General features: G+C 66.7%; 23 protein-coding genes. 5 read left to right on the forward strand and 18 right to left on the reverse strand.

Translation table 11 applies throughout. The features are described from left to right. Positions 1 to 26: 26 nt before the first annotated feature. From dnaG to dusB, 3 genes are read right to left on the reverse strand one after another with little or no spacing between them, the layout of a single operon-like run. A complete protein-coding gene (gene dnaG, locus QFZ46_RS19710) occupies positions 27 to 1,886 on the reverse strand; it encodes a DNA primase (RefSeq protein WP_307364320.1) in 1,860 nt (619 codons plus the stop codon). Then, positions 1,886 to 3,292 (reverse strand): deoxyguanosinetriphosphate triphosphohydrolase, encoded by a 1,407-nt coding sequence (locus QFZ46_RS19715; protein ID WP_307364322.1) that lies wholly within the window; start codon positions 3,290 to 3,292, stop codon positions 1,886 to 1,888. The genes dnaG and QFZ46_RS19715 overlap by 1 nt, the downstream gene beginning before the upstream one ends. After that, complete coding sequence (dusB, locus tag QFZ46_RS19720; RefSeq protein WP_307364325.1) at positions 3,285 to 4,439, reverse strand: tRNA dihydrouridine synthase DusB; 1,155 nt, start codon at positions 4,437 to 4,439, stop codon at positions 3,285 to 3,287. The genes QFZ46_RS19715 and dusB overlap by 8 nt, the downstream gene beginning before the upstream one ends. Positions 4,440 to 4,500: 61 nt before the next feature. Here dusB and QFZ46_RS19725 point away from each other — a divergent pair, with 61 nt between their 5' ends. Then, the gene (locus QFZ46_RS19725; protein ID WP_307364327.1) at positions 4,501 to 4,995 is read left to right on the forward strand and encodes a glutathione peroxidase; all 495 of its coding nucleotides are present in this window, start codon (positions 4,501 to 4,503) and stop codon (positions 4,993 to 4,995) included. On the opposite strand, the gene QFZ46_RS19730 is transcribed toward QFZ46_RS19725, so the two are convergent. After that, on the reverse strand, positions 4,992 to 5,693 hold the full coding sequence (locus QFZ46_RS19730) for a DsbA family oxidoreductase (RefSeq protein ID WP_307364329.1): 702 nt from the start codon (positions 5,691 to 5,693) through the stop codon (positions 4,992 to 4,994). The two genes, QFZ46_RS19725 and QFZ46_RS19730, sit on opposite strands and share 4 nt — an antisense overlap. A gap of 52 nt (positions 5,694 to 5,745) precedes the next feature. Here QFZ46_RS19730 and QFZ46_RS19735 point away from each other — a divergent pair, with 52 nt between their 5' ends. Continuing rightward, a complete protein-coding gene (locus QFZ46_RS19735; RefSeq protein WP_307364331.1) occupies positions 5,746 to 6,312 on the forward strand; it encodes an AAA family ATPase in 567 nt (188 codons plus the stop codon). A gap of 134 nt (positions 6,313 to 6,446) precedes the next feature. Here the strand turns inward: QFZ46_RS19735 and QFZ46_RS19740 are convergent, their stop codons facing one another. Continuing rightward, complete coding sequence (locus QFZ46_RS19740; RefSeq protein WP_307364333.1) at positions 6,447 to 7,244, reverse strand: isoprenyl transferase; 798 nt, start codon at positions 7,242 to 7,244, stop codon at positions 6,447 to 6,449. After that, positions 7,241 to 7,984, reverse strand: coding sequence for a DNA repair protein RecO (gene recO / locus QFZ46_RS19745; protein ID WP_307364335.1), 744 nt, complete (start codon positions 7,982 to 7,984; stop codon positions 7,241 to 7,243). Before recO ends, QFZ46_RS19740 begins: the two co-directional genes overlap by 4 nt. A gap of 36 nt (positions 7,985 to 8,020) precedes the next feature. Between recO and QFZ46_RS19750 the strand changes: the two genes are divergently transcribed. Then, positions 8,021 to 8,707: a trimeric intracellular cation channel family protein gene (locus QFZ46_RS19750; protein WP_307364337.1), complete on the forward strand. Its 687-nt coding sequence runs from the start codon at positions 8,021 to 8,023 to the stop codon at positions 8,705 to 8,707. Here the strand turns inward: QFZ46_RS19750 and leuA are convergent. After that, positions 8,704 to 10,458, reverse strand: a complete 1,755-nt coding sequence (gene leuA / locus QFZ46_RS19755; protein WP_307364339.1) for a 2-isopropylmalate synthase — start codon at positions 10,456 to 10,458, stop codon at positions 8,704 to 8,706. The two genes, QFZ46_RS19750 and leuA, sit on opposite strands and share 4 nt — an antisense overlap. Positions 10,459 to 10,683: 225 nt before the next feature. Between leuA and QFZ46_RS19760 the strand changes: the two genes are divergently transcribed. Further along, positions 10,684 to 11,337, forward strand: a complete 654-nt coding sequence (locus tag QFZ46_RS19760; RefSeq protein ID WP_307364342.1) for a hypothetical protein — start codon at positions 10,684 to 10,686, stop codon at positions 11,335 to 11,337. A 30-nt stretch (positions 11,338 to 11,367) separates the two neighbouring features. On the opposite strand, the gene QFZ46_RS19765 is transcribed toward QFZ46_RS19760, so the two are convergent. From QFZ46_RS19765 to hrcA, 9 genes are all read right to left on the reverse strand, one after another. Continuing rightward, positions 11,368 to 12,303, reverse strand: a complete 936-nt coding sequence (locus tag QFZ46_RS19765; RefSeq protein ID WP_307364344.1) for a zinc-binding dehydrogenase — start codon at positions 12,301 to 12,303, stop codon at positions 11,368 to 11,370. A 1-nt stretch (position 12,304) separates the two neighbouring features. After that, positions 12,305 to 13,201, reverse strand: coding sequence for a GTPase Era (era, locus tag QFZ46_RS19770; protein WP_307364346.1), 897 nt, complete (start codon positions 13,199 to 13,201; stop codon positions 12,305 to 12,307). Then, positions 13,194 to 14,471 carry a hemolysin family protein gene (locus QFZ46_RS19775; RefSeq protein WP_307364349.1) on the reverse strand — a complete coding sequence of 426 codons (1,278 nt, stop codon included), beginning with the start codon at positions 14,469 to 14,471 and terminating at the stop codon, positions 13,194 to 13,196. The genes era and QFZ46_RS19775 overlap by 8 nt, the downstream gene beginning before the upstream one ends. Continuing rightward, complete coding sequence (gene ybeY / locus QFZ46_RS19780; protein WP_259062230.1) at positions 14,468 to 14,929, reverse strand: rRNA maturation RNase YbeY; 462 nt, start codon at positions 14,927 to 14,929, stop codon at positions 14,468 to 14,470. Before ybeY ends, QFZ46_RS19775 begins: the two co-directional genes overlap by 4 nt. Then, entirely contained in the window at positions 14,923 to 15,951 is a 1,029-nt protein-coding gene (locus QFZ46_RS19785; RefSeq protein WP_307364703.1) for a PhoH family protein, read from the reverse strand. Before QFZ46_RS19785 ends, ybeY begins: the two co-directional genes overlap by 7 nt. A 49-nt stretch (positions 15,952 to 16,000) precedes the next feature. Continuing rightward, positions 16,001 to 16,348 (reverse strand): HIT domain-containing protein, encoded by a 348-nt coding sequence (locus QFZ46_RS19790; protein ID WP_307364351.1) that lies wholly within the window; start codon positions 16,346 to 16,348, stop codon positions 16,001 to 16,003. A gap of 86 nt (positions 16,349 to 16,434) precedes the next feature. Then, the gene (locus tag QFZ46_RS19795; RefSeq protein ID WP_307364353.1) at positions 16,435 to 17,163 is read right to left on the reverse strand and encodes a 16S rRNA (uracil(1498)-N(3))-methyltransferase; all 729 of its coding nucleotides are present in this window, start codon (positions 17,161 to 17,163) and stop codon (positions 16,435 to 16,437) included. A gap of 14 nt (positions 17,164 to 17,177) precedes the next feature. Then, positions 17,178 to 18,293: a molecular chaperone DnaJ gene (gene dnaJ / locus QFZ46_RS19800; RefSeq protein WP_307364355.1), complete on the reverse strand. Its 1,116-nt coding sequence runs from the start codon at positions 18,291 to 18,293 to the stop codon at positions 17,178 to 17,180. A gap of 41 nt (positions 18,294 to 18,334) precedes the next feature. Further along, positions 18,335 to 19,369: a heat-inducible transcriptional repressor HrcA gene (gene hrcA, locus QFZ46_RS19805; protein WP_307364357.1), complete on the reverse strand. Its 1,035-nt coding sequence runs from the start codon at positions 19,367 to 19,369 to the stop codon at positions 18,335 to 18,337. A gap of 70 nt (positions 19,370 to 19,439) precedes the next feature. Here hrcA and QFZ46_RS19810 point away from each other — a divergent pair, with 70 nt between their 5' ends. Next, positions 19,440 to 20,861: a carboxylesterase/lipase family protein gene (locus QFZ46_RS19810; RefSeq protein WP_307364359.1), complete on the forward strand. Its 1,422-nt coding sequence runs from the start codon at positions 19,440 to 19,442 to the stop codon at positions 20,859 to 20,861. On the opposite strand, the gene hemW is transcribed toward QFZ46_RS19810, so the two are convergent. Together hemW and QFZ46_RS19820 are read right to left on the reverse strand one after the other, a co-directional pair. Then, positions 20,858 to 22,075 carry a radical SAM family heme chaperone HemW gene (hemW, locus tag QFZ46_RS19815; protein ID WP_307364361.1) on the reverse strand — a complete coding sequence of 406 codons (1,218 nt, stop codon included), beginning with the start codon at positions 22,073 to 22,075 and terminating at the stop codon, positions 20,858 to 20,860. The two genes, QFZ46_RS19810 and hemW, sit on opposite strands and share 4 nt — an antisense overlap. A gap of 13 nt (positions 22,076 to 22,088) precedes the next feature. Beyond that, positions 22,089 to 22,742: a DUF1990 family protein gene (locus QFZ46_RS19820; protein WP_307364363.1), complete on the reverse strand. Its 654-nt coding sequence runs from the start codon at positions 22,740 to 22,742 to the stop codon at positions 22,089 to 22,091. Between the last annotated feature and the right edge of the window lie 13 nt (positions 22,743 to 22,755).

A 22,755-nucleotide genomic window follows, 5' to 3' on the forward strand; every position in this document is an offset into this window, starting at 1 on the left:
TCCCCCGGATCCTGTGCGCCGAGCCGTTACGACTCGGTGAAGCGCTGACGCTCGATGCTGAGGTCACGCAGGCGAACGCCCAATGCGCGTCCTCCGTCGGAGTCGGCAGCGACTCGCTGAAGCGCCCTGAGCAATTCGTTCTTCTCGCGGTCGAGATCACGCACGATCAAGCGACTGCAGAGGTCTGCCGTCGACGCGACGGCTCCCTGCTCGTCGCGCGCGGGGAACGGAGACATCAGCAACTCCCCCGCGAGTGAACGATACGGTTCGCGTACGGCGTTCACCGCATCCATCGCCCACCCGACACGCGTACGGTCCTGGACAGCCATGATGACCTCCCGGATCGCCTCCAGCGCCGGGTTGCGGAATGACGCTTCGAACGCACGTGCCAGCGTGTCCTGATCGACCTGATGGCCGTACTGCAGCGCACCCATCAGAGCGCCGCGCTCCAGCGCGACGTCCGCCGTGCGCGGCAGGCTCGCCAGCGTCACAGGTGCGACCGTCGCCGGACCGGAACTATCCGGCGCAGTCTCCATCGGATCGCGTCGTGCCGGCGCTTGACTCGCCCCCCGTGCGGCGCGCTCGACCTCTGCGCGCACTTCCGTGGGGTCCATGCCCAGGCGTCGTGCGAGCACCCGCTCGTAGCCCGGGCGGAGCAGACGATCACGGATCTCGGCCACGATCGGGGCCGCAGCGCGCAGAGCGCCGACCTGCCCCTCGACGGTCGCGAGGTCGAAGCCCCCGAGTCTGCGGTCGATCGCGAACTCGAACATCGGCACCTTGGCATCCATCAGCCCTCGCACCGCGGCGTCACCGCGCTGCAGCCGCAGATCGCATGGGTCGAGCCCGTTCGGCGCCACGGCGACGAAGGTCTGCGCGTTGAAGCGGTCGTCTTCCGTGAAAGCCCGCAGCGCCGCCTTCTGGCCCGCCTCGTCGCCGTCGAAGGTGAAGACCACTTCGCCTGAGGCGTTGTCGTCGCCCATCACGCGGCGCAGCACCTTGATGTGCTCGGCGCCGAACGCTGTGCCACAGGTCGCGACGGCTGTCGTCAGTCCCGCAAGATGGCACGCCATGACGTCGGTGTACCCCTCGACGACCACGACGCGGCGCGGATCACCGCGAGAGATATCGCGCTTGGCCAGGTCGAGCCCGTAGAGCACCTGAGCCTTCTTGTAGATGATGGTCTCCGGAGTGTTCAGGTACTTCGGACCCTGGTCATCGTCGTAGAGCTTGCGCGCGCCGAAACCGATCGTCTGGCCGGTCACATCACGGATAGGCCATACGAGGCGTCCACGGAACCGGTCATAGACCCCGCGCTGCCCCTGCGAGACGAGTCCGGCCGCGAGCAGTTCGTCACGCGTGAATCCCTGCGCGGTGAGGGCCTTCATCATCCCTTCCCATCCGCGCGGGGCGTAGCCGACCCCGAAGTGGGCTGCGGCGCCGGCGTCGAAGCCGCGTTCACCGAGGAACTTCCGCCCGGTCTCGGCTTCTGCGGAGAGCAGCTGACCGCGGAAGAACTCCGCCGCCGCAGTGTTCGCCGCATAGAGCCGGCTTCGACCGCTGTTCTCCGGTGCGGCCCCGCCATCCTCGTAGTGCAGGGTGTACCCGATGCGACCGGCGAGGCGCTCCACCGCCTCGGTGAAGCTGACGTGGTCCATCTCCCGCAGGAACGAGTAGACATCGCCGGACTCTCCGCAGCCGAAGCAGTGGTAGTAGCCCACCTGCGGGCGCACGTGGAAACTGGGGCTCTTCTCGTCGTGGAAAGGACACAGGCCCTTGAGGGAGCCGACGCCGGCGGACTTCAGCGCGACGCGCTCGCCGACGATGTCGCCGATGTTGGTACGCGACTTGACCTCGTCGACGTCTGCCTGGCGGATCCTCGGCATCAGTTCGCCCTTTCGGCGACGACCCGCTCGGTGTCCTGGGAACGAGGGTCCTGAGCCCGAGGGCGGGGCCGTACGTGGCGTGGGGACCAGATCCCGACCTCAGCAGGGTCGACGTCCCCGACGAGCCTGCTGTGCCAATCCAGGGCGGTCTGGTCCGTGAGGCTCGCGATCTGGTCGACGACCACCCGCGCGCGCTCCGCATCCGTCCCTGCGTCATGGAAGTCCGCGGCGAACGCGGGCTCGAGCACGTCGGCTCCCGCCGTCCACAGAGCATCCGTCGACCAGAGCGCGTCGGCGAGTCGCTTGAGGACTCGTCGTTGCTCTTTGTATACGCCCTTTCGCGCCTCGATCGTCACGATCGCCTGGCCCATGATCCCCTTGAGTACGGCGATCTCCGCCTCCACGACCCGCGGCACGACGACGTGGGCGCTGTAGCGGGCGAGAACAGGCCCGCGATACGTCTCGCGTGTCGCGGCGACGGCGGCACGCGCGAAACGGCCGATCAGGTCACTAGTGAGGTTCTTCAGACCGGCAAGGTCGCGCCGCGAGCGATCGAACGATTTCAGCCACACCGGCTGGCTCGTCAGCCGGTACAACGCGTCGGCGAGTTCCTCGCGGGTGAAGTCGTAGCCGACCCACTGCTGCACGCGCCCGACGAGCGCATCGTGCTCCTTCGGGTCGGAGAGTGCTGCCACATCGAGGTATCCGTTGACGATTGCGTCCTCGAAGTCGTGCACGGAATAGGCGATGTCGTCGGAAAGGTCCATGATCTCCGCCTCGATGCACCGCAGACGCCCCGGTGCGCCCTCGCGCATCCAGCGGAACACGCCCTCGTCCTCCGGGTACACGCCGAACTTCAGACGCCCGCCAGGATCAGGCAGCGGACTGTCCACGGTCCACGGATACTTGCAGGTGGCGTCGAGGCTCGCCCGCGTGAGGTTCAGTCCTACGGAGCGCCCATCGTCATCGAGGACCTTCGCCTCGAGGCGCGTGAGGATGCGCAGCGACTGCGCGTTGCCCTCGAATCCGCCGATGGGCTCTGCCCACTCGTTCAGAGCGCGTTCGCCGTTGTGCCCGAATGGGGGGTGCCCCAGATCGTGGCTGAGGCAGGCGGTGTCGACGACGTCGGCCGAGACACCGAGTGCGACCGCGAGTTCACGGCCGACCTGCGCCACCTCGAGTGAATGCGTGAGGCGATTGCGGGCGAAGTCGGCGGTGCTCGCGGGGCTCAGCACCTGAGTCTTCGCCGCGAGGCGACGCAGGCCCGCGGAGTGCAGTACCCGTGCACGGTCGCGCGCGAAATCATCGCGTTCGGATCGGTGCTGCTCTGCGACGAAGCGCTCGGTGTCTCGCGGTTGGTAGCCATCGGCCCGTGCAGCGCCCGAGCCCGTGGAAGGCTCAACCACCACTGTTCTCGATCTCTGCTCCGCGCAGCATCTCCCCGGCGTCCGCGGCGACATCGCGCGATTCCAGCCATTTGTCCGGCAGCGCTGGACGCTTGGGGCGACCGGCACGGCCGCGCTGTCCCTCGGCATCCGCGCCGGGGTACGGTGCGTCACGATCGAGCTGACCGAGCAGGTCGTCGATGTGAGCAAGACTCTGGGCGGTGGCCAGTCCCGTTCGCACGTCGCTGCCGACCGGATAGCCCTTGAAGTACCAGGCGACGTGCTTGCGGATGTCGCGGCATCCGTGATCCTCATCCTCGAGGAACTCGACGAGCAACTGCGCGTGCCTGCGGAACGCATCGGCGACGAAGCCGAGGGTCGCATCCACAGGGCGCGACTCGGCACCGAAAGCTGCGGCGAGATCGCCGAACAGCCACGGACGGCCGAGGCATCCGCGACCGACCACGACACCGTCGCAGTCGGTCTCCGCCATCATCCGCACGGCGTCGTCGGCCGACCAGATGTCGCCGTTGCCGAGCACGGGGATGCTGGTGACGGCCTGCTTCAGTTCGCCGATCGCGTTCCAGTCGGCGTGGCCGGAGTAGAACTCGCTCGCGGTGCGGGCGTGCAGCGCCACCGCGGCGGCCCCGGCATCCTCCGCGGCACGGCCGGCGTCGAGGAACGTCAGGTGGTCGGGATCGATGCCCTTGCGCATCTTGACCGTCAGTGGGATGTCTCCGGCGGCCTTCACCGCCTGCTCGACGATCTCCGCGAAGAGGCTGCTCTTCCACGGCAGCGCTGCTCCCCCGCCCTTACGGGTGACCTTGGGTACGGGGCATCCGAAGTTCAAGTCGACGTGGTCGGCGTGATCCTCGGCCACGATGATCCGCACGGCCTCGGCGATGGTCTTGGGATCGACGCCATAGAGCTGAATCGATCGCGGCGTCTCGCTCTCGTGGTGGCGGATGAGCCGCATGGTCGTGTCGTTGCGTTCCACCAATGCGCGGGATGTGATCATCTCGCTGACGTAGAGGCCGGCGCCGTACTCACGGCACAGGAGGCGGAACGCGGTGTTGGTGATGCCCGCCATGGGTGCGAGCACGACCGGCACGTCGAGGTCGATCGGGCCGATGCGCAGAGCGCGGGCGGGAGCGGGAGCGAGAGTCATATCCCCTCCATTCTCCCACTCCTGCGACCCTCGGCGCCGCACCTCGTCATAGGCTGTGGATATGACCGATTCCAACGTACGCAAGATCCCGTTCACGGACGCGAGGGGCGCCGAGAAGACTCTCGACGACTTCGGCGCCGACGTGCTTCTCGTCGTCAATGTGGCATCGAAATGCGGCCTCACCCCTCAGTACGAGCAGCTCGAGCAGCTGCAGCGCAGCTACGGTGACCGCGGCTTCAGCGTCGTCGGATTCCCGAGCAATCAGTTCATGGGCCAGGAGCCGGGCTCGCTGGAGCAGATTCTGGAGTTCTGCTCAACCACGTACGGCGTGAGCTTCCCCGTGAACGACAAGGTCAAGGTCAACGGCAAGAAGGCCTCTGAGCTCTACAAGGCGCTCAGGGAGAACCCGGATGCCGGCGGCAAGGCCGGTCGTGTCGAGTGGAACTTCGAGAAATTCCTCGTGCTGCCCGATGGCTCGGTCAAGCGCTTCCGTCCGAAGCAGAAGCCGGACGCCCCCGAGATCGTCGAAGCGATCGAGGGCGCCCTGGTCCGCTAGACCGCGGCCTCTTCGGACTCGCTCTGCGTGGCGTCGGTCTCGCCGCGCTTGGCCCAGAGGTCGCGAAGAACGTTCTCGAACGTCTCGGGAGGCTGCGCGCCGCTGATGCCGTACTGGCCGTCGATGACGAAGAACGGCACGCCCTGGATGCCGTAGGCGCGCGCCTGCGCCTGATCCTGTCGGACGGCGGGAAGGTGACGGTCGCTCTCGAGCGCGGCACGGGCCTCATCGGCATCCAGGCCGACCTCGACCGCGAGCTCGACCAGATCGTCGATACGGCCGACATGCTTGCCTTCGGTGAAGTACGCCGACATCAGCCGCTCTTCCATCGCGTGCTGCAGATCGTTCGCCTTGGCGTGGTGCAGCAGCTCGTGAGCCTTGACCGTGTTGGTGTGCTTCAGCAGGTCGAAGCGGTATTCGAGGCCGGCGTTCTTGGCGATACCGGTGACGTTCGCCAGCATCCCCTCCACCTGCTCGCGCGGCATTCCCTTGTGTCCTGCGAGGAAGTCGATCTCGTCACCGTCGAAGTCGACCGGTGTGTCGGGCGACAGCTCGAACGAGTGGAAGGTCACTTCGACCTTCGGAGCATCGTCATCGGCGGCGACGGCCGCGAGACCTGTTTCGAGGTTGCGCTTGCCGATGTAGCACCAGGGGCAGGCGATGTCGGACCAGATGTCAATCGAGATGGGTTCACTCACACCGTTGCAAACGCCGCCGCGCCGCGACGTATTCCGTTGATAGCATCTTCGGATGCTCTCCGCCGGCGATCCGCTCCCCTTTCAACCGGAGCGCGTGCTGGTCGCCGGGGTCACCGGTTCAGGGAAGACCACACTCGCGCGCCGCCTCGCGAACCTCTGGCTGCTGGAGCACATCGAGATCGACGGGCTCTTCCACGGCCCGAACTGGACGCCCCGACCCGAGTTCCTCGACGATGTGCGCGCATTCGCCGCGACCGACCGCTGGATCACCGAGTGGCAGTACACCAGCAAGGGCACCGATGAGATCATGACGTCGCGCGCGCAGGTCGCGATCTGGCTCGACTACCCGTATCGCGTGGTGCGCTGGCGCTTGATCCGAAGAACGTTGCAGCGCCGCATCCTGCGCACGCCGCTATGGAACGGGAACGTCGAACCCGCGGCGTGGACGCGAGGGGCGTGGAGCGGCGAGAACGACATCCTGCGCTGGCAGACGAGCACGCGCCACAAGTGGGACGAGCGGATGCCGCTGATCGAGACCGAGTATCCCCACCTCACGATCGTTCGGCTCACGCATCCCCGTGAGACCGAACGATGGCTTGACCGGATGGCCGATCGCTGAGCGCACCGAACCACCCGCCCCGCACTGCCGCTGCGACGTTCCCGGTACGGATGCATGACGATCTGCACGGATGGCTGGACAAGCCACGGCGTGTCGCCCTGCACGCGTGATTCGACCAGCCAAGTATCCCGGGGTCAGGACGTTGGAGCGTCCACCGCGCCGCCGAAACGCCGGTCGCGCGACACGTAGATCTCGATCGCACGCCACAGCTCCTGGCGTGAGAAGTCCGGCCACAGAGTGTCGAGGAACACCATCTCGGCGTAGGCCGACTGCCAGAGGAGGAAGTTCGAGGTGCGCTGCTCCCCCGAACTGCGCAGGAACAGGTCGACGTCCGGCATCTCCGGCACGTAGAGCTGACGGCCGATCATCTTCTCGGTGATCGCCTTGGGCTTAAGCCGCCCGGCCGCCACCTCACCGGCGAGAGAGCGCATGGCATCGACCAGCTCGACGCGTCCGCCGTAGTTCACGCACATCGTCAGCGTCAGGACATCGTTGTCCTTGGTCAGCTCCTCGGCGCGCTGCAGCTCCTTGATGACCGATCCCCACAGGCGCGGCTTGCGCCCGGCCCAGCGGATCCGCACGCCCCACTCGTTGAGCTGCTCGCGCCGACGGTGCAGCACGTCGCGGTTGTATCCCATCAGAAAGCGCACCTCGTCGGGCGAGCGGGCCCAGTTCTCGGTCGAGAACGCGTACACCGACAGATGCTTCACGCCTGCTTGTATGGCGCCCGCGACGACGTCGAGCAGCACCTCCTCGCCCGCCTTATGACCTTCGATGCGGGTGAGACCGCGCTTGTTGGCCCAGCGCCCGTTGCCGTCCATCACGATCGCCACGTGCTCGGGAACCTTCCCGAACGCCGGCGGATGCACGCCGGTCCAATCGAGCGGGCGATACGCGACGGCATCCTTGTGCGTGTAGGGCTTCGGGGTCAACGGGTTCCCTCTCCAGACGAGTCAGAGACGTGGGCGAGCGAGCGGATGCCGCGTTCCAGATGAAACTGCGCATAGGCCGACACGAGCCCGGAAGCCGCAGCGGTGTCGGAACGCGGCGCCGCATCGACAGCATCCCAATCCCCCTGCATGAGCGACCGCAGCAGCTGCAGCGTCGACGGCGAGATCCGCGGGCTGCCGGCAGGAGCGCAGTTCACGCAGACGAGGCCGCCGAGCTGACCGATGAAGTGCGTGTGCGGACCCGGCGCGGCGCACCGGGCGCAGTCGCTGAGCGAGGGCGCCCAGCCTGACAGCGCCATCACACGCAGCAGATAGGAGTCCAGGATGCTGCGCGGTGCGTGCTCGCCACGTGAAAGCGCGCGAAGCCCCCCGACCAGCAGCAGGTACTGCTCAGGCGTCGCCTCGGCGTCGCTCAGGCGGTCGGCGGTCTCGACCATGGCATTGGCCGAGGTGAAGCGGTCGTAGTGGGCGGCGATGTCGGCGCCGTACGCACCCAACGACTCCGCCTGCTGCACGATGTCGAGTGATCGCCCCTGATACAGCTGCAGATCCGCGACCATGAAGGGCTCGAGCCGCGAGCCGAATTTCGACGAGGTGCGGCGCACGCCCTTGGCCACCGCGCGGATCTTGCCGTTGCGGCGCGAGAGCATGGTGACGATGCGATCCGCCTCACCGAGCTTGTGAGTGCGCAGGATCACCGCTTCATCTCGATAGGTGGGCACTGTCCGATTATCCTCCGTCCACGACACAATGGTCGTGTGACCGAACCGCTCTTCACCATTCCGCTCTGGGCGGACCTTCTCGGCGTCGGCCTCGGCGGCATCCAGGGGGCGATGTTCGCCTCCGGCTTCCAGGGCCAACGTCGACTCGATCTGCTGGGCGTGGCGATCATCGGCATCCTCATCGGGATGGGCGGGGGTCTCATCCGAGACCTGCTGCTGGGACAGCCACCGGCGACGTTGCAGAACAACTGGTATCTGATCGCCGCCGGTGGTGCCGCCATCCTCGGGATGCTGCTTGCCGGTCTCCTGAACCGGGCGAACGCCGTCATCGTCGGTCTCGATGCCGTCGTGATCGGAATGTTCGGTGCTTTTGGCACCAGCAAGGCACTCGGTCTGGGTGTTCCGGCCGTGCCTGCGGTCTTCATCGGCGCGTGCGCCGCCGTCGGTGGCAGCATCCTGCGCGACGTCATCATGGGGCTGCCCGTCGCGATCATGCACGTGGGATCGCTCTATGCCGTCGCCGCTCTCCTGGGCTGCAGTGTGATCGTCACGGTGCACGCGTTCGGCGTCAGCATCACGATCGCCGGCGTTATCGGCCTCGTCGTGACGGCCGTGATCCGTGTGCTCGCCGTGATCTTCGACGTCTCCCTGCCGGAGCAGCGCCGCCTCTACCGCCGCAAGGTGGCGGCAGAGACCGGCGCCATCCCGATCGTGAAGCCCTAGGCGGTGGCGAGTTCCGGCTGACGGGTGCGGATCGAGCGGTTCACTCCGGAAACGATCGCCTTGAGCGAGGCCGTGGAGATGTCACCGTCGATGCCGACGCCCCACAGGCGCTGGTCGCCGACCTGCAGTTCGACGTACGCCGCGGCCTGCGCGTCCCCACCAGAGCTGAGAGCATGTTCGACGTAGTCGTACACCGTGATGTCGAAGCCCTGCGCGCGCAGCACCTCGACGAACGCGGCGACCGGGCCGTTGCCCTGACCGGAGACGGCGTACTGCTGCTCCTCGTCGCGGAGAGTGACATCGAGCACCACCTCGCCGGACATGTCGCTGCGCGTCTGCGTCGCGAGCAGCTCGAAGCGCCCCCACTTCGCCTCGGCGTCATCGGATGGCAGGTACTCGTCGTTGAAGATGGACCAGATCTGTGCGCTGGTGACCTCGCCGCCTTCGGCATCCGTCTTCGACTGCACGACTCCGGAGAACTCGATCTGCAACTTGCGCGGCAGGTCGATCGCGTGATCGGTCTTCAGCAAGTAGGCGACACCGCCCTTGCCGGACTGCGAGTTCACGCGGATGACGGCCTCGTACGAGCGTCCGAGGTCCTTCGGGTCGATGGGCAGGTACGGAACCGCCCACTCGATCTCGTCGACTGTGACGCCCTTCTCGGCGGCCTTTGCGGCCATGGCCTCGAAGCCCTTCTTGATCGCATCCTGGTGCGACCCGCTGAAGGCCGTGAACACGAGGTCGCCCGCCCAGGGACTGCGCTCAGGTACCGGCAGCTGGTTGCAGTACTCGACCGTGCGCTTGACCTGGTCGATGTCGCTGAAGTCGATCTGCGGGTCGATGCCCTGCGTGAACAGGTTGATGCCCAGGGCGACGATGTCGACGTTGCCTGTGCGCTCGCCGTTGCCGAAGAGGCATCCCTCGATGCGGTCGGCGCCGGCCATGTAGCCGAGCTCCGCCGCCGCGATCGCTGTGCCCCGGTCGTTGTGCGGGTGCAGCGACAGGATGATGTTCTCACGGTGGGCCAGGCGGCGACTCATCCACTCGATCGAGTCGGCGTAGACGTTCGGGGATGCCATCTCGACCGTGGCCGGCAGATTGATGATGACCTTGCGATCAGGGGTCGGCTCGAACACCTCGATGACCTGGTTGCAGATGTCGAGGGCGAACTCGAGTTCGGTGCCGGTGTAGCTCTCCGGCGAGTACTCGTAGAACACCTGCGTCTCGGGAATGCGCTTCTCGTACTCGCGGCACAGACGAGCACCCTCGAGGGCGATGTCGATGATGCCCTGCTTGTCGGTGCGGAACACGACATCGCGCTGCAGCACGCTGGTCGAGTTGTACAGGTGCACGATGGCCTGTTTGGCTCCGGCGATCGACTCGTAGGTGCGCTCGATGAGGTGCTCGCGCGCCTGCGTCAGCACCTGGATCGTGACGTCATCCGGGATGAGGTTCTCTTCGATGAGCTGGCGCACGAAGTCGAAGTCGGTCTGGCTGGCAGAAGGGAATCCGACCTCGATCTCCTTGTAGCCCATGTCGACGAGCAACTGGAACATGACGCGTTTGCGCTCGGGCGACATCGGATCGATGAGCGCCTGATTGCCGTCGCGCAGATCGACGGCGCACCAGCGGGGTGCCTCGGTGATCCGCTTGGACGGCCAGGTGCGATCGGGAAGGTCGACGGTGATCAGCTCGTGGAACGGCCGGTACTTGTGGATCGGCATCGCGGACGGGCGCTGGGAGTTCTGCATGATGGGCTTCTTCTCTTCGTCAGAATGATCGGGCCAACACAAGCGCCGCGACGAGGAAGGCCCTAGCTGTCAGGACTCGTCGCGGCAGCTAAGAAGAAGCAGACCGCCGAAAGGCATGGCATCAGCGTACACCCGAGCGCGCGCGCCTCACCAAATCCTGGTAGGCATCGACTCACTCATCCGACAGAGACTGAGACGATCACGTCGCTCGCGACACTGGAAAGTATGGACACAGCATCCGCTCGTACCCTCACGGTACGCACCATTGCGCTCAGCCTCTCCGCTCTCCTTCTCGCAGGCTGTTCGGCCGGAGTCGGATCCCCCGCGCCCAGCAATGCGGATGCCGGGTACAGCCTGGGTTCTCAGGAGCCGAGCCCTCCCGCAGCCGAGGTGATCGCGACCGGCACCGTCATCGACGTGGACGGGGACGCACAGCTCTGCCTCGGCGCCGTCATGGAGTCATATCCGCCGCAATGCGTCGGCGTCCCTCTTGAGGGCTGGTCGTGGGCCGGCCTCGAACCCGACGATGAGTCCGGCACCACGCGCTGGGGTGCCTACGGGATGTCTGGAACGTACGACGGCACCAGCTTCACTCCCACGCACACCCCCGTCCCCCTCGCGCTGTTCGACACGGTCGCTCGCCCTGAACCGATCAACGGTGAGCCAGGAGCCGCGAGCGAGAAGGAACTCGCCACGATCCAGGAGACGATCACCACGCTCCTGGAACCGGACACGCATCTCACCAGCGGCGTCGAGGACGGCTACCTCGTGGTCGACGTCGTCTGGGATGACGGCACGCTCCAAGAAGCTGCTGACGAAGACTTCGGCCGAGGCGTCGTGGTCATCCGCTCTGCACTCTGGACCGTCGCGATCGAGTAGGCGCCCGCGCCCGGAGGGAGCGCCGTCGGGTCACGGGATGAGGGCGAGCTTGCCGCCAGGGTGCTCCTCGGCAAGATGACGGGTCGCCTCGACTGCTTCCGCGAGCGGATAAGTGCGGGCGACCGGCACCTCCAGCATTCCGCGCGCCGCGAGGTTCACGAGCTCGCCCCGGATGCTGTCGCGGAAGCGTGCACTTTCCGGCGCAGAACCGACGATCCAGCGGAAGCCTTCAGCACGGGCGCGGCCGGCCGCCGCGATCGTGACGATGCGATCCCTGTCTGCGACGAGTTCCAGCGACACATCGACCGCCTCGTCAGTGCCGACGGCATCCAGCGCAGCCGCGATCTCGACGCCGGCAGCATCGCGCGCGCGGTCGAGGAGCCCCTCGCCATAAGCGATCGGGATGCCGCCGAATCGGCGCACCTCGTCGAAGCGGGCCGCGCGCGCAGTGCCGATTACGCGGATGCCTCGGCGCGCCGCCTGCTGCAGCACACTGACTCCGACGGCACCGGAGGCACCGTGCAGCAGGATCGTCTCCCCTGCCTGCGCCCGCGTCACCACGAGCATCTCAGCGGCCGTCGTACCGGCCAGCAGGAGATTCGCGGCGGCAGCATGCGTGAGCAGGGCCGGTTTGGCGAAGGCCTTCTCGGCGGGGATGGTGAGCTCGGTCGCATAGCCCCCTCGGACACGGAAAGCGATGACCTCGTCACCGATCCTCGCCGCACCGGAGCCGATCGCTGTGTCTGGCCCGATCGCGGTGATCTCGCCTGAGATCTCGTAGCCGATCGGCACCGGGAGCTCGGCACCCGCGCGGGGCGCAGCCACATGCTTCCGGTCGGCCGGGTTCATTCCCGCCGCGCGCACGCGCACCGTGATCTCGCCGCTCAGCGGGGCCGGAGCCTCGTACTCGACGAACTGCCAGCCCTCGAACGACCCCCATGAGGCCGCGACCCAGCGCTTCGCCACGTCAGAACCCCAGGCGCCCCAGCTGCTTCGGGTCGCGCTGCCATTCCTTGGCCACCTTGACGTGCAGGCCGAGGAAGACACGCGTGCCGAGCAGCTCTTCGATGCCGACGCGGGCGCGCTTTCCGACATCCGCCAGCCGCTTGCCCTTATGACCGATGATGATGGCCTTCTGGCTGTCGCGCTCGACGACGATCTGCGCGTGCACGTCGGTGAGATCGCTGTTCTCGCGCGGCGCGATGTCATCGATGACCACTGCGATGGAGTGCGGCAGTTCGTCGCGCACACCCTCCAGCGCCGCCTCGCGGATCATCTCGGCGATCCGATCCTCCTGCGATTCATCGGTCGTGATCCCCTCCGGGTACAGCGCCGGCCCCTCCGGCATCATCGCGAGCATCTCATCGGTGAGCACGTCGAGCTGCTCGCGGGTGAGGGCTGACAGCGGGATCACGGCAGCCCAGTCCTCCCTCAGCGCATCGACTTCGATGAGCCGCTCGGTGATCTGGTCACGATCGGCGATGTCGGTCTTGGTGACGATCGCGACCTTCTTCGCTCGGGCGTAGCCGTCAAGGGATGCGGCGATGCGCCTGTCCCCCGGACCGACCTTCTCGGTCGCAGGGACGCAGAATCCGATCACGTCGACATCTCCGAGAACCTGCTCCACGAGGTCGTTCAGGCGCTCACCGAGCAGTGTGCGCGGCTTGTGGATGCCGGGGGTGTCGACGATCACGAGTTGACCGGCCGGGCGGTTCAGGATGCCGCGGATGGCGCGCCTCGTCGTCTGCGGCTTCTCGCTGGTGATGGCGATCTTCTCACCGACCAGCGCGTTGGTCAGCGTGGATTTTCCGACGTTGGGACGCCCGACGAAGGTCGCGAATCCGCTGCGGGTTGTGTCAGTCATCGTCTGTCTCCTCTGTGGCGCCTGCGGCGCGTTCCACGAACACCGTGGCGATTCCTCGGCCTCGACCGCGCGACGCGCCGCCGGTCAGAACGAGCCCGTCGATCGTCGCGGTCACGCCCGGCTGCGGGACCTGGTCCACGGCCTTGCCGAGCAGTCCGCCGATCGAATCGACGTCCTCGTCTTCGAGCTCGATACCGAACAGATCGCCGACATCGTCCAGCGACAGTCGCGCGCTGACGCGGTAACGGCCGTCACCCAGTTCCACCACTTCGGCAGCAGCGTGGTCGTACTCGTCGGAGATCTCTCCGACGAGCTCTTCGATCAGGTCTTCGAGCGTGACGAGTCCCGAGATACCGCCGTGCTCGTCGATCACGAGACACACGTGCACAGCGTCGCGCTTCATCTGCTGCAGCAGCGTCTCCGCACGCATCGATTCCGGAACGAACGTCGCCGGCCTCGCGATCGGGCGGATGGATGCGGTGCGCCAGGCGCTGTCATCGCGATATGCGAACTGCACCAGATCCTTGAGATAGAGCACGCCGACGACATCATCCGCATCATCGTCGACCACCGGCATCCGTGAGACACCCCGCTGAAGGAACAGCGCCATCGCCTCGCTGTTCGTGGCTTCGGCGTCCACCGTCACCATCTCGGTGCGCGGCACCATGACGGCGCGCACGAACTGGTCGGTGAAGTCGAACACGGAGTGGATGAGATCGCGATCGTCCTCTTCGATGAGGTCGTTGGATGCGGCCTCGTCGACCATGCTGAGCAGCTGGTCCTCAGAGGTGAACGAGCTGCGTCCGGCACCTGGCGTGACCTTGTTGCCGAGCAGGACGAGGCCCTGCGCGATCGGACCGAGGATGAGGCGAAGTGCCCGGACGATCGAGGCGGTTCCGCGGATCATTCCCTCGGAGCGCTGACGTCCGAACGTCCGCGGGCTCGCGCCCACGAGGACGAAGGTGATCCCCGTCATGAGGATCGCAGCGGCGAGCATCGCCCACCAGATGTTCTCGAACATGATGGTGAATGCGACGGTCACGAGCACGGCGGCCGTCACCTCGACGAGAACTCGGATGAAGGCGATCGCGTTGACGTGCGCGTCGAGGTCGGCGGCGATGCGTTCCAGGGCCTGCGCCCTGCGTCCTTCAGCGGCCATCTCTGCGAGATCACCGCGAGAGATGACACCGTACGCGGCATCGATGGCCGCCATCAGACCACCGAACGCCACCAGCAGCACGGCGGCGAGAAGCAGGAGGATCTCGGTCATCGGTCGCGTTCGACGCGCGCGAACCCTTGGATCAGCTCCTTCTGCAGCCCGAACATCTCACGCTCCTCTTCGGGTTCGGCATGATCGTATCCGAGCAGGTGCAGCAGTCCGTGCGTGGTGAGGAGGATGAGTTCGTCCATCAGCGTGTGGCCGGCGGCCTGGGCCTGCGCCTCGGCGACCTGCGGGCACAGCACGATGTCGCCGAGGAGTCCGGGCGGAGTCGGCCGCTCCTCGGTGCCTGGCCGCAGCTCATCCATCGGGAAGCTGAGCACGTCGGTCGGGCCCGGCTCATCCATCCACTGCACGTGGAGAGCCTCCATCGCCCCCTCGTCGACGAGGACGATCGCGACCTCGGCATCGGCGCTGACATGAAGCTGAGCGAGGTTGAAGTCGGTGAGGCGCTGGAGCACGGTCTCGTCGACGTCGATGGCCGATTCGTTGTTGATCTCGATCATGATGAGTGTCCTCGTTTCGGCGAGCGGTCCCTCGGGCCGGGCCGCAGCGCTCCACGTCGTTCCGCACGGTTGGCGAACTCGTGTGCCTGCTCGCGCTCGGCGCGCTGCGCTGTGCGCTGCTCGTCATACTCGCTGTACGCGTCGACGATCCTGCCGACCAGGGAATGACGAACGACGTCGGCGCTGGTGAGCCTGGAGAAGTGGATGTCCTCGATGTCGTCCAGCACGCGGGTGACGAGACGGAGCCCCGATGCGCCCTGCGGCAGGTCGACCTGGGTGATGTCTCCGGTGACGACCATCCTCGTGCCGAAGCCGAGGCGGGTGAGGAACATCTTCATCTGCTCCGGCGTCGTGTTCTGCGCTTCATCCAGCACGACGAAAGAGTCATTGAGCGTGCGGCCGCGCATGTAGGCGAGAGGGGCGACCTCGATCGTGCCTGTCGCCATCAGGCGCGGGACGACGTCGGGATCCATCATCTCGTTGAGGGCGTCGTAGAGCGGGCGCAGGTAGGGGTCGATCTTGTCGTTCAGCGTGCCGGGAAGGAATCCGAGTCGCTCCCCTGCCTCGACGGCGGGACGCGTGAGAATGATGCGAGTGACCTCTTTGCGCTGCAGAGCCTGCACGGCTTTCGCCATCGCGAGGTAGGTCTTCCCTGTTCCGGCAGGACCGATGCCGAACACGATCGTGTTCTCCTCGATCGCGTCGACATACTCCTTCTGGCCCTGCGTCTTCGGGCGGATCACTCGGCCACGTGTGGACAGGATCGCCTCGCCGAGCACCTCACTCGGTCGCGGGCCTCCCTCCTGACGGAGGATGCGCGCGGAGTTCTCGACATCGCTCGGGGCGAGGTCGTAGCCGTCTCTGGTCATCGTGAGCAGTTCCTCCACCAGTGTCTTCGCCGCGGCGACGGGCTCTGCCTCGCCGCTCAACGTGATCTCATTGCCGCGGACGAGCACCTGCACGTCCGGATGCTCCTTCTCCAGCATCCGCAGAAGTCGGTCCTGCGGACCGAGCAGACGCACCATTGCGACTCCGTCGACGTAGATGCGCTCGACGATCGAGTCGGAGTTGGCGTCAGGCAACGAGGCTCTCTTCTTTCAATCCGCCGGCGAGGACGTGAGCGTGGACGTGGAACACGGTCTGTCCGGCGTTGGCGCCGGTGTTGAACACAAGACGGAAGTCCCCGTCAGAGTGATCAGCGGCGACCTGAGCGGCGAAGGCGATGAGCTCGGCGAGCAGATCCGGATCGCCTGCTGCGAGCTCGGTGACGTCGCGGTACTGCTCGGTCTTGGGGATCACGAGCAGATGCACAGGGGCCTGCGGTGCGATGTCGCGAATCGCGAACAGATTTCCCGTGGACGCGATGATCTCACCGGGAACGTCACCGTTGAGGATTCGGGTGAAGATCGAGGGTTCCGTCATGTTTCCCAGTCTACGGGGCGAGGCCGCTCGCACGGCGAGCACCTGAGGGCTGGACGCCGCGGTGTCCGAGCGCGTGGACGAGAGAACTACCAGCGACCGAGCGCGGCGGACAGTACGGCGATTGCCGCCGGGCCCGCCGTCGATGTGCGGAGCACGGTCTCGCCGAGACGCACGCGTTCGGCGCCCGCCGCCTCGAACTTCGTGAGCTCCTCAGGTGTGATGCCGCCCTCCGGGCCGACGACGAGGAGCAGATCCCGTCCGTCGGCTTCCACGTCCGACAGCCGTGCGGTCGCAGTCGGGTCGAGCACCAGCATCCGCTGTCCGTCTGCTCGTGCGATGAGCTGCCCCGTCGTCAGCGGCGTCGATACCTCGGGCACCCACGCACGATGCGCCTGCTTCGAAGCCTCCCGTACGATCGCGCCCCACCGCTCACGACCCTTGACCGCCTTCGGACCCTCCCAGCGAGAGATGCTCCGTGAAGCCTGCCATGGCACCACCTCGTCGACGCCGAGTTCGCATGCGGCCTGCACCGCGAGCTCGTCGCGATCGCCCTTGGCGAGAGCCTGCACGAGCACCAGGCGCGTGGACGGCGCCTCGGCATCGAAACGGCTCGTGACCTGGACGTCGACGCGGGTCGCCGAGACATCCGTCACCGCGCCTTCCAACCACGTGCCGGCGCCGTCGCCGATCGTCACGGTTTCGCCGACTCGCAGCCGACGCACGACTGCCGCGTGCTTCGCCTCGGCACCGGTCAATGACACGATATCGCCGATCGCCGCTGTGCCGGAGCTCTCCACAAGGAAGTGCAAGGCCATGCAGTGCCTCCAGATCAGTGGCGGAACTTGTCCCGCAGCTTCGAGAACAGCCCCTGCTGGAACTGTGCGAGCTGCGGTCCCGCAGCCTTCTGCTTCTTCGCGAAGTCCTCGATCAACGCGCGCTGCGCCGAATCGAGTTTCGTCGGCGTCACCACCTGCACACCCACCCGGAGGTCGCCGCGCTGAGTGCCCCGCAGCGGCGTGATGCCGCGGCCCTTGATCGTGAGGACATCACCCGATTGCACCCCTGGACGGATCTCCAGATCGACGGTGCCGTCGAGACCTTCGATAGCGGTCTCGGTGCCGAGAATCGCGTCCGACATCGAGACTTCGAGTGTCGCGAGCAGGTCGTCGCCGTCGCGGCTGAACGACGCGTGCGGAGACACGGACACCTCGACGTACAGATCTCCGTTCGGGCCGCCCGCCTTGCCGACCTCGCCGGAGCCGGGCAGCTGCAGGCGCAGGCCCGTCTCCACGCCGGACGGGATGTCGAGCGAGACGGTGCGACGAGAACGCACCCGGCCCTGACCGCCGCATGTGCCGCACGGGTGCGGGATCGTGGTGCCGTAGCCCTCGCAGCTGCCGCACGGCTGCGACGTGACGACGTTGCCGAGCAGACTGCGCACCTGGCGCTGCACATGTCCGGTCCCACCGCAGATGTCGCAGGTCACCGGCGACGTGCCCGCCTGTGTGCACGAGCCCTGGCAGGTCTCGCAGAGCACCGCTGTGTCGACCTCGATGTCACGGTGCGCGCCGAAGACGACGTCGCCGAGATCGAGCGTCACACGCACCAGCGCGTCCTGGCCTCGCTCGCGACGTGAGCGCGGACGGCCGCCACGACCGCCGCCCTGCGCCGCCCCGAAGAAGGTCTCGAAGATGTCGCCGAAGCCCCCGAACCCACCGAAGTCGCCGCCGCCTGCGCCGTCACCACCGCCCATGTCATACCGACGACGCGAATCGTCGTCACTGAGCACGTCGTACGCGTGCGTCACGCTCTTGAATCGTTCGGCCGCGTCATCGCCCGGATTCACATCCGGGTGCAGCTGCCGAGCGAGCTTCCGATACGCCTTCTTGATCTCGTCCGTCGTCGCGTCACGCGACACCCCGAGAACCTCATAGTGGTCCGCCACAATCACCTTTCTGCATGTGCAAGCCGTGGGAACGATCCGCCTCAGCGGCTCGTTTCATCTTCATCGAGCATGCGCGACAGGTAACGAGCCACAGCCCGCGCCGCCGCAAGATTGCTCGGATAGTCCATCCGCGTCGGGCCCATGACTCCGACGCGCGCGGTGCCGCCCTGGGTCACGTAGTTGCTCGCGACGATCGAGGCCTCAGGTAGACCGAACGCCTCGTTCTCGGTGCCGATGCTCGCCGCCAGCCCATGCTCATCTGTGACCATCTCGCTCATGAGGCGCAGCAGTGTCACCTGCTCTTCGATGGCCGCGAGCAGTGGATGGATGCTGCCTCGGAAGTCCTGTTCGCGACGAGCCAGCGTCGCCGCCCCCGCCATCACCAATCGCTCCTGACGGAATTCGGCGAGTTCCTCACCGATGATGGCGCCGAGAGCGCGCATGGCCGCATCCGTGCGGTTGCCATCCTGCGCATCGACGAGCAGCTGCACGCGATCGGATGCTTCACGCACCGATTGCCCGGTGAGCAGCGCCGACAGGCGGGCGCGCAGCACCGCGACGTCCTCGTCGTCAAGATCGATCGGCAGCCCCGCGATGCGCTGCGACACACCACCGGCGTCCGTCACCAGCACCACGAGCAGACGGCTCGGGGCGAGTGCGACCACTTCGATATGCGTCAGGTGCGCTCGAGCGAACGACGGATACTGCGCGAGCGCGACCTGACCGGTGAGCTGCGTGAGCACGCGCACCGTGCGCGCCATCAGATCATCGAGGTCGGCCGGAGCCGTCAGGAACGACTCGATGGCACTGCGCTGACCCGTAGAAAGCGGTCGCAGCTGTGCGAGATGGTTGACGAAGACTCGATAACCCTTGTCCGTCGGAACACGGCCCGATGACGTATGCGGAGCGGTGATCAGCTCCTCATCCTCGAGCTGCGCCATGTCGTTGCGAATCGTCGCCGCCGATACGCCGAAGGAGTGCCGATCGACGATCGATTTGCTGCCGACGGGCTCGTGCGACTCGACGTAGTCCTGCACGATGGCTCTGAGAACCTGCAGACCGCGTTCACTGACCATGTCACACCCTCCCGCCTGGCACTCGAATACTCAGAGTGCCAATTCTACCCCGCACAATACGATGAGAGTCATGAGCGTCGCATCGCAGGTCACCGTTTCCACCGGCACGCTCGAGGGTTCCCAGGAGAACGGCATCCGGCGCTTCCTCGGCGTCCCCTACGCCGCAGCGCCGTTCGGCGAGAACCGGTTCCGCTCCCCGCAGCCGGTCGCGCCGTGGGAAGGGGTGCGGGAAGCCACCGTTTTCGGTGCGACGGCGCCTCAGCTTCCCTATCTGGGAGCGATCGGGGAACTGCTCTCAACGGTGAAGATCGAAGGCGACGACATCCTCACAGTGAACGTGTGGGCACCTGCGGACGCGACGAATGCTCCGGTGGTGCTCTGGATCCACGGCGGAGCTCTGGAGCGGGGCACAGCAGCCCTCGGCGGGTACGACGGTACGAACTTCGCCCGGGCCGGGATCGTGTTCGCATCGATCAACTACCGCCTCGGCTCGGAGGGCTTCTCCGTGCTCGAAGGCGCGCCACGCAATCTGGGGCTGCGCGACGCCGCTGCCGGACTCGAATGGGTGCACCGCGAGATCGCCGTCTTCGGCGGGGATCCCGATCGCATCACCGTGATGGGTGAGTCCGCCGGCGGGGCCATCGTCTCGGGGCTCCTCGCAAGAGACGATTCGCGTGCACTCATCGCTCAGGCCATCATCCAGTCCGGGCCGCTGGTGGCCCAGCCCTCCGACAAGGCAGGCCGGGTGAGCACGCAGCTCGCCGAACGCCTCGGCGTCCGCGCCGATCGAGACGCATTCGCGTCGCTCACACCGGAGCAGCTTCTCGACGCCCGTCGCGCCCAGTCCACGGGCTCGACGCCTCTCGGTGGAGCCCCCGGATTCCAGCTCGCCATCGATGCGGAGAGCCTCCCCCGTTCCCCTCACGAGGTTCTGCCCGAGATCGACACGCCGATCCTCATCGGCACGAACACCGACGAGTACCGGCTGTGGTTCACGCCGGAGGCGCTCACAAGCATCGGTCGATTCAAACTGTTCGCTGCACGCCTCGCGCTGAGGATCTCCGGTCGCGCTCAGCGGGCCTACCGATCCGAGTGGCCTCAGGCGACGACCGGTGAGATCTTCGGACAGCTGGCGACGGACTTCATGCTCCGAGCGCCCGCCAGCCGGATCGCTGCGGCACGCTCTGGACGCACATCGACGTTCGTGTACGAATTCGCGTGGCAGAGCCCGGTGCGCGACCTCAGGGCCGCCCATGCGCTGGAACTCGGGTTCGTCTTCGATCTCCTCGACGACGCGGAATCGCTCCGTCTTGCCGGCTCTGATGCGCCAGCCGGCCTCGCCGCAGAGATGAACGGCGCCTGGGTGGCGTTCATCAAGACCGGCGCCCCCGGCTGGCCCGCTTACGGTGAGAAGCGACTGACACGCGTGTACGACTCCATGAGCACCACTGTCCCCCAACGCCGTACTGCGGGGATGGACCTGCTTCCCTAGTCGGTCAGCTCTCGCACGACGGCATCGGCCAGCAGTCGTCCGCGCAGCGTGAGGCGTACCCGTCCGCGCAGTGCGGTGGCCCCGTCGATCAAGCCGTCCGCGATGAGGCCGGCCACCCGATCCCGATTCTGCTCGGGGATATCCGCGATCGCGAGTCCTTCTGCCAGTCTGCTCTCCAGCAGCACACGCTCGAGAAGGTGCGCCTTCGCATCTGGTCGCTCCGTTCCCGCGGCCGGTGATTCGGATGCCGCGAGCCGCTGCGCATACGCGGCAGGGTGCTTCACGTTCCACCAACGAAGACCGGCGACGTGACTGTGCGCTCCCGGGCCGAAGCCCCACCAGTCGCTCCCGCGCCAGTAGGCGAGGTTGTGGCGCGAGCGCTGTTCATCACTGCGTGCCCAATTGCTCAGTTCGTACCAGTCGAACCCTGCAGCGGCGAGGCGCCCGTCGGCGAGCTCGTACATCTCGGCCTGCAGATCATCGTCGGGGGTCGGAACCTCGCCGCGACGGATCTGACGTGCGAGCTTCGTCCCGTCCTCGATGATCAGCGCGTAAGCCGACACGTGGTCGGAATCCAGAGCGAGCGCGGCGTCCAACGACGCCTCCCAGTCGGTGAGAGACTCCCCCGGTGCACCGTAGATCAAGTCGACGCTGACGGCGAGCCCGGCGTCCTTCGCCGCGTCGACCGCGGTGCGCACGTTGTCCGGGTGATGCGTGCGGTCGAGAGCCGCGAGTACATGCGGGACGGCGGACTGCATCCCGACGGACAGCCTCGTGACGCCGGCGTCCGCGAGCGTCCGTGCGACCGCGGGCGTCACCGTGTCAGGATTCGCTTCGACGGTGATCTCAGCGCCGTCCACTATGCCGAACGCGTCGATCGCACGCTCCAGCATCCTGGCCAGGTCTCCCGCCGGAAGCAGCGTCGGCGTTCCTCCGCCGAAGAACACCGTGTCCATCGGGCGCAGCGCGCCGGCATCCGACAAAACGTCGCGAGCGAGTGCGATCTCCGACGCGAGTGTCTCGGCGTAGTCCTCCTGCTTCGCACCGCGGAGTTCACTGGATGTGTACGTGTTGAAGTCGCAGTATCCGCAGCGCACCCGGCAGAACGGGATGTGCAGATACGCCGAGAACGGCGTGCTCCCGTCGAGCGGCAGATCGACGGGCAGACGACCATCCGAAGGCGCCGGGTCACCGAGCGGCAGAGGCCCCGCCATCAGAACCCCGCCATCACAGCGGCGTCGCGTAGAGCGGCGAGATCGCACGGAGGTAGCGCGCGAAGAGTTCCTTGCGGCGGCGCTTCACGAGCCCGCGAACCATTCGATATGCCAAGGCGTTCGGCGCGTCGAACGCCCGCACCGTGAACCACACCTCGTCGTTGTCCTCGCGCCACTCGATCTCGAACAGCTCTTCACCGCTCACGACAGAGCCGCCGACCGTACCGAGCACGAAGCCGATCCGGCGGGACTCCTCAGTCACGGAGATGACGCGGAGCTCGGCATCAGCACGCATTCCCGCAACACGGCCGTGCAGGCGCAAGGTCATGCCCGGCCCCACGAAAGGCACGCCCTCGGCGTCGAAGCGCTGCTCGACCTCACGCGAGCTCGGCGCGATCGGATTGCCTTCGGCGTCGAAGCTGACGCCGGAATAGGCTGGTCCGGCGGCTGGGCGCACATCTTCGATGCTGAGTCCGGCCGCTCTCTGTGCGGTCCACGACAGCAGAGCGTCACCGGCAGTGCGGAATCGCTCCTCGCCACTGCCGATTCGCCAGGAGTCCTCGGCCGGAACGCTGCGCTCCGGCGGGTACTGCATCAGGTCAGGGGCATGAGTCGCCCCGACGGCGGCATAGTCCACCGTATCGTCTCGGAAAGTCCCGCGCCGCATGAGTTCCAGCCTA

Origin of the sequence: Microbacterium murale (assembly GCF_030815955.1) — a bacterium.
GTDB classification, from domain to species: domain Bacteria; phylum Actinomycetota; class Actinomycetes; order Actinomycetales; family Microbacteriaceae; genus Microbacterium; species Microbacterium murale_A.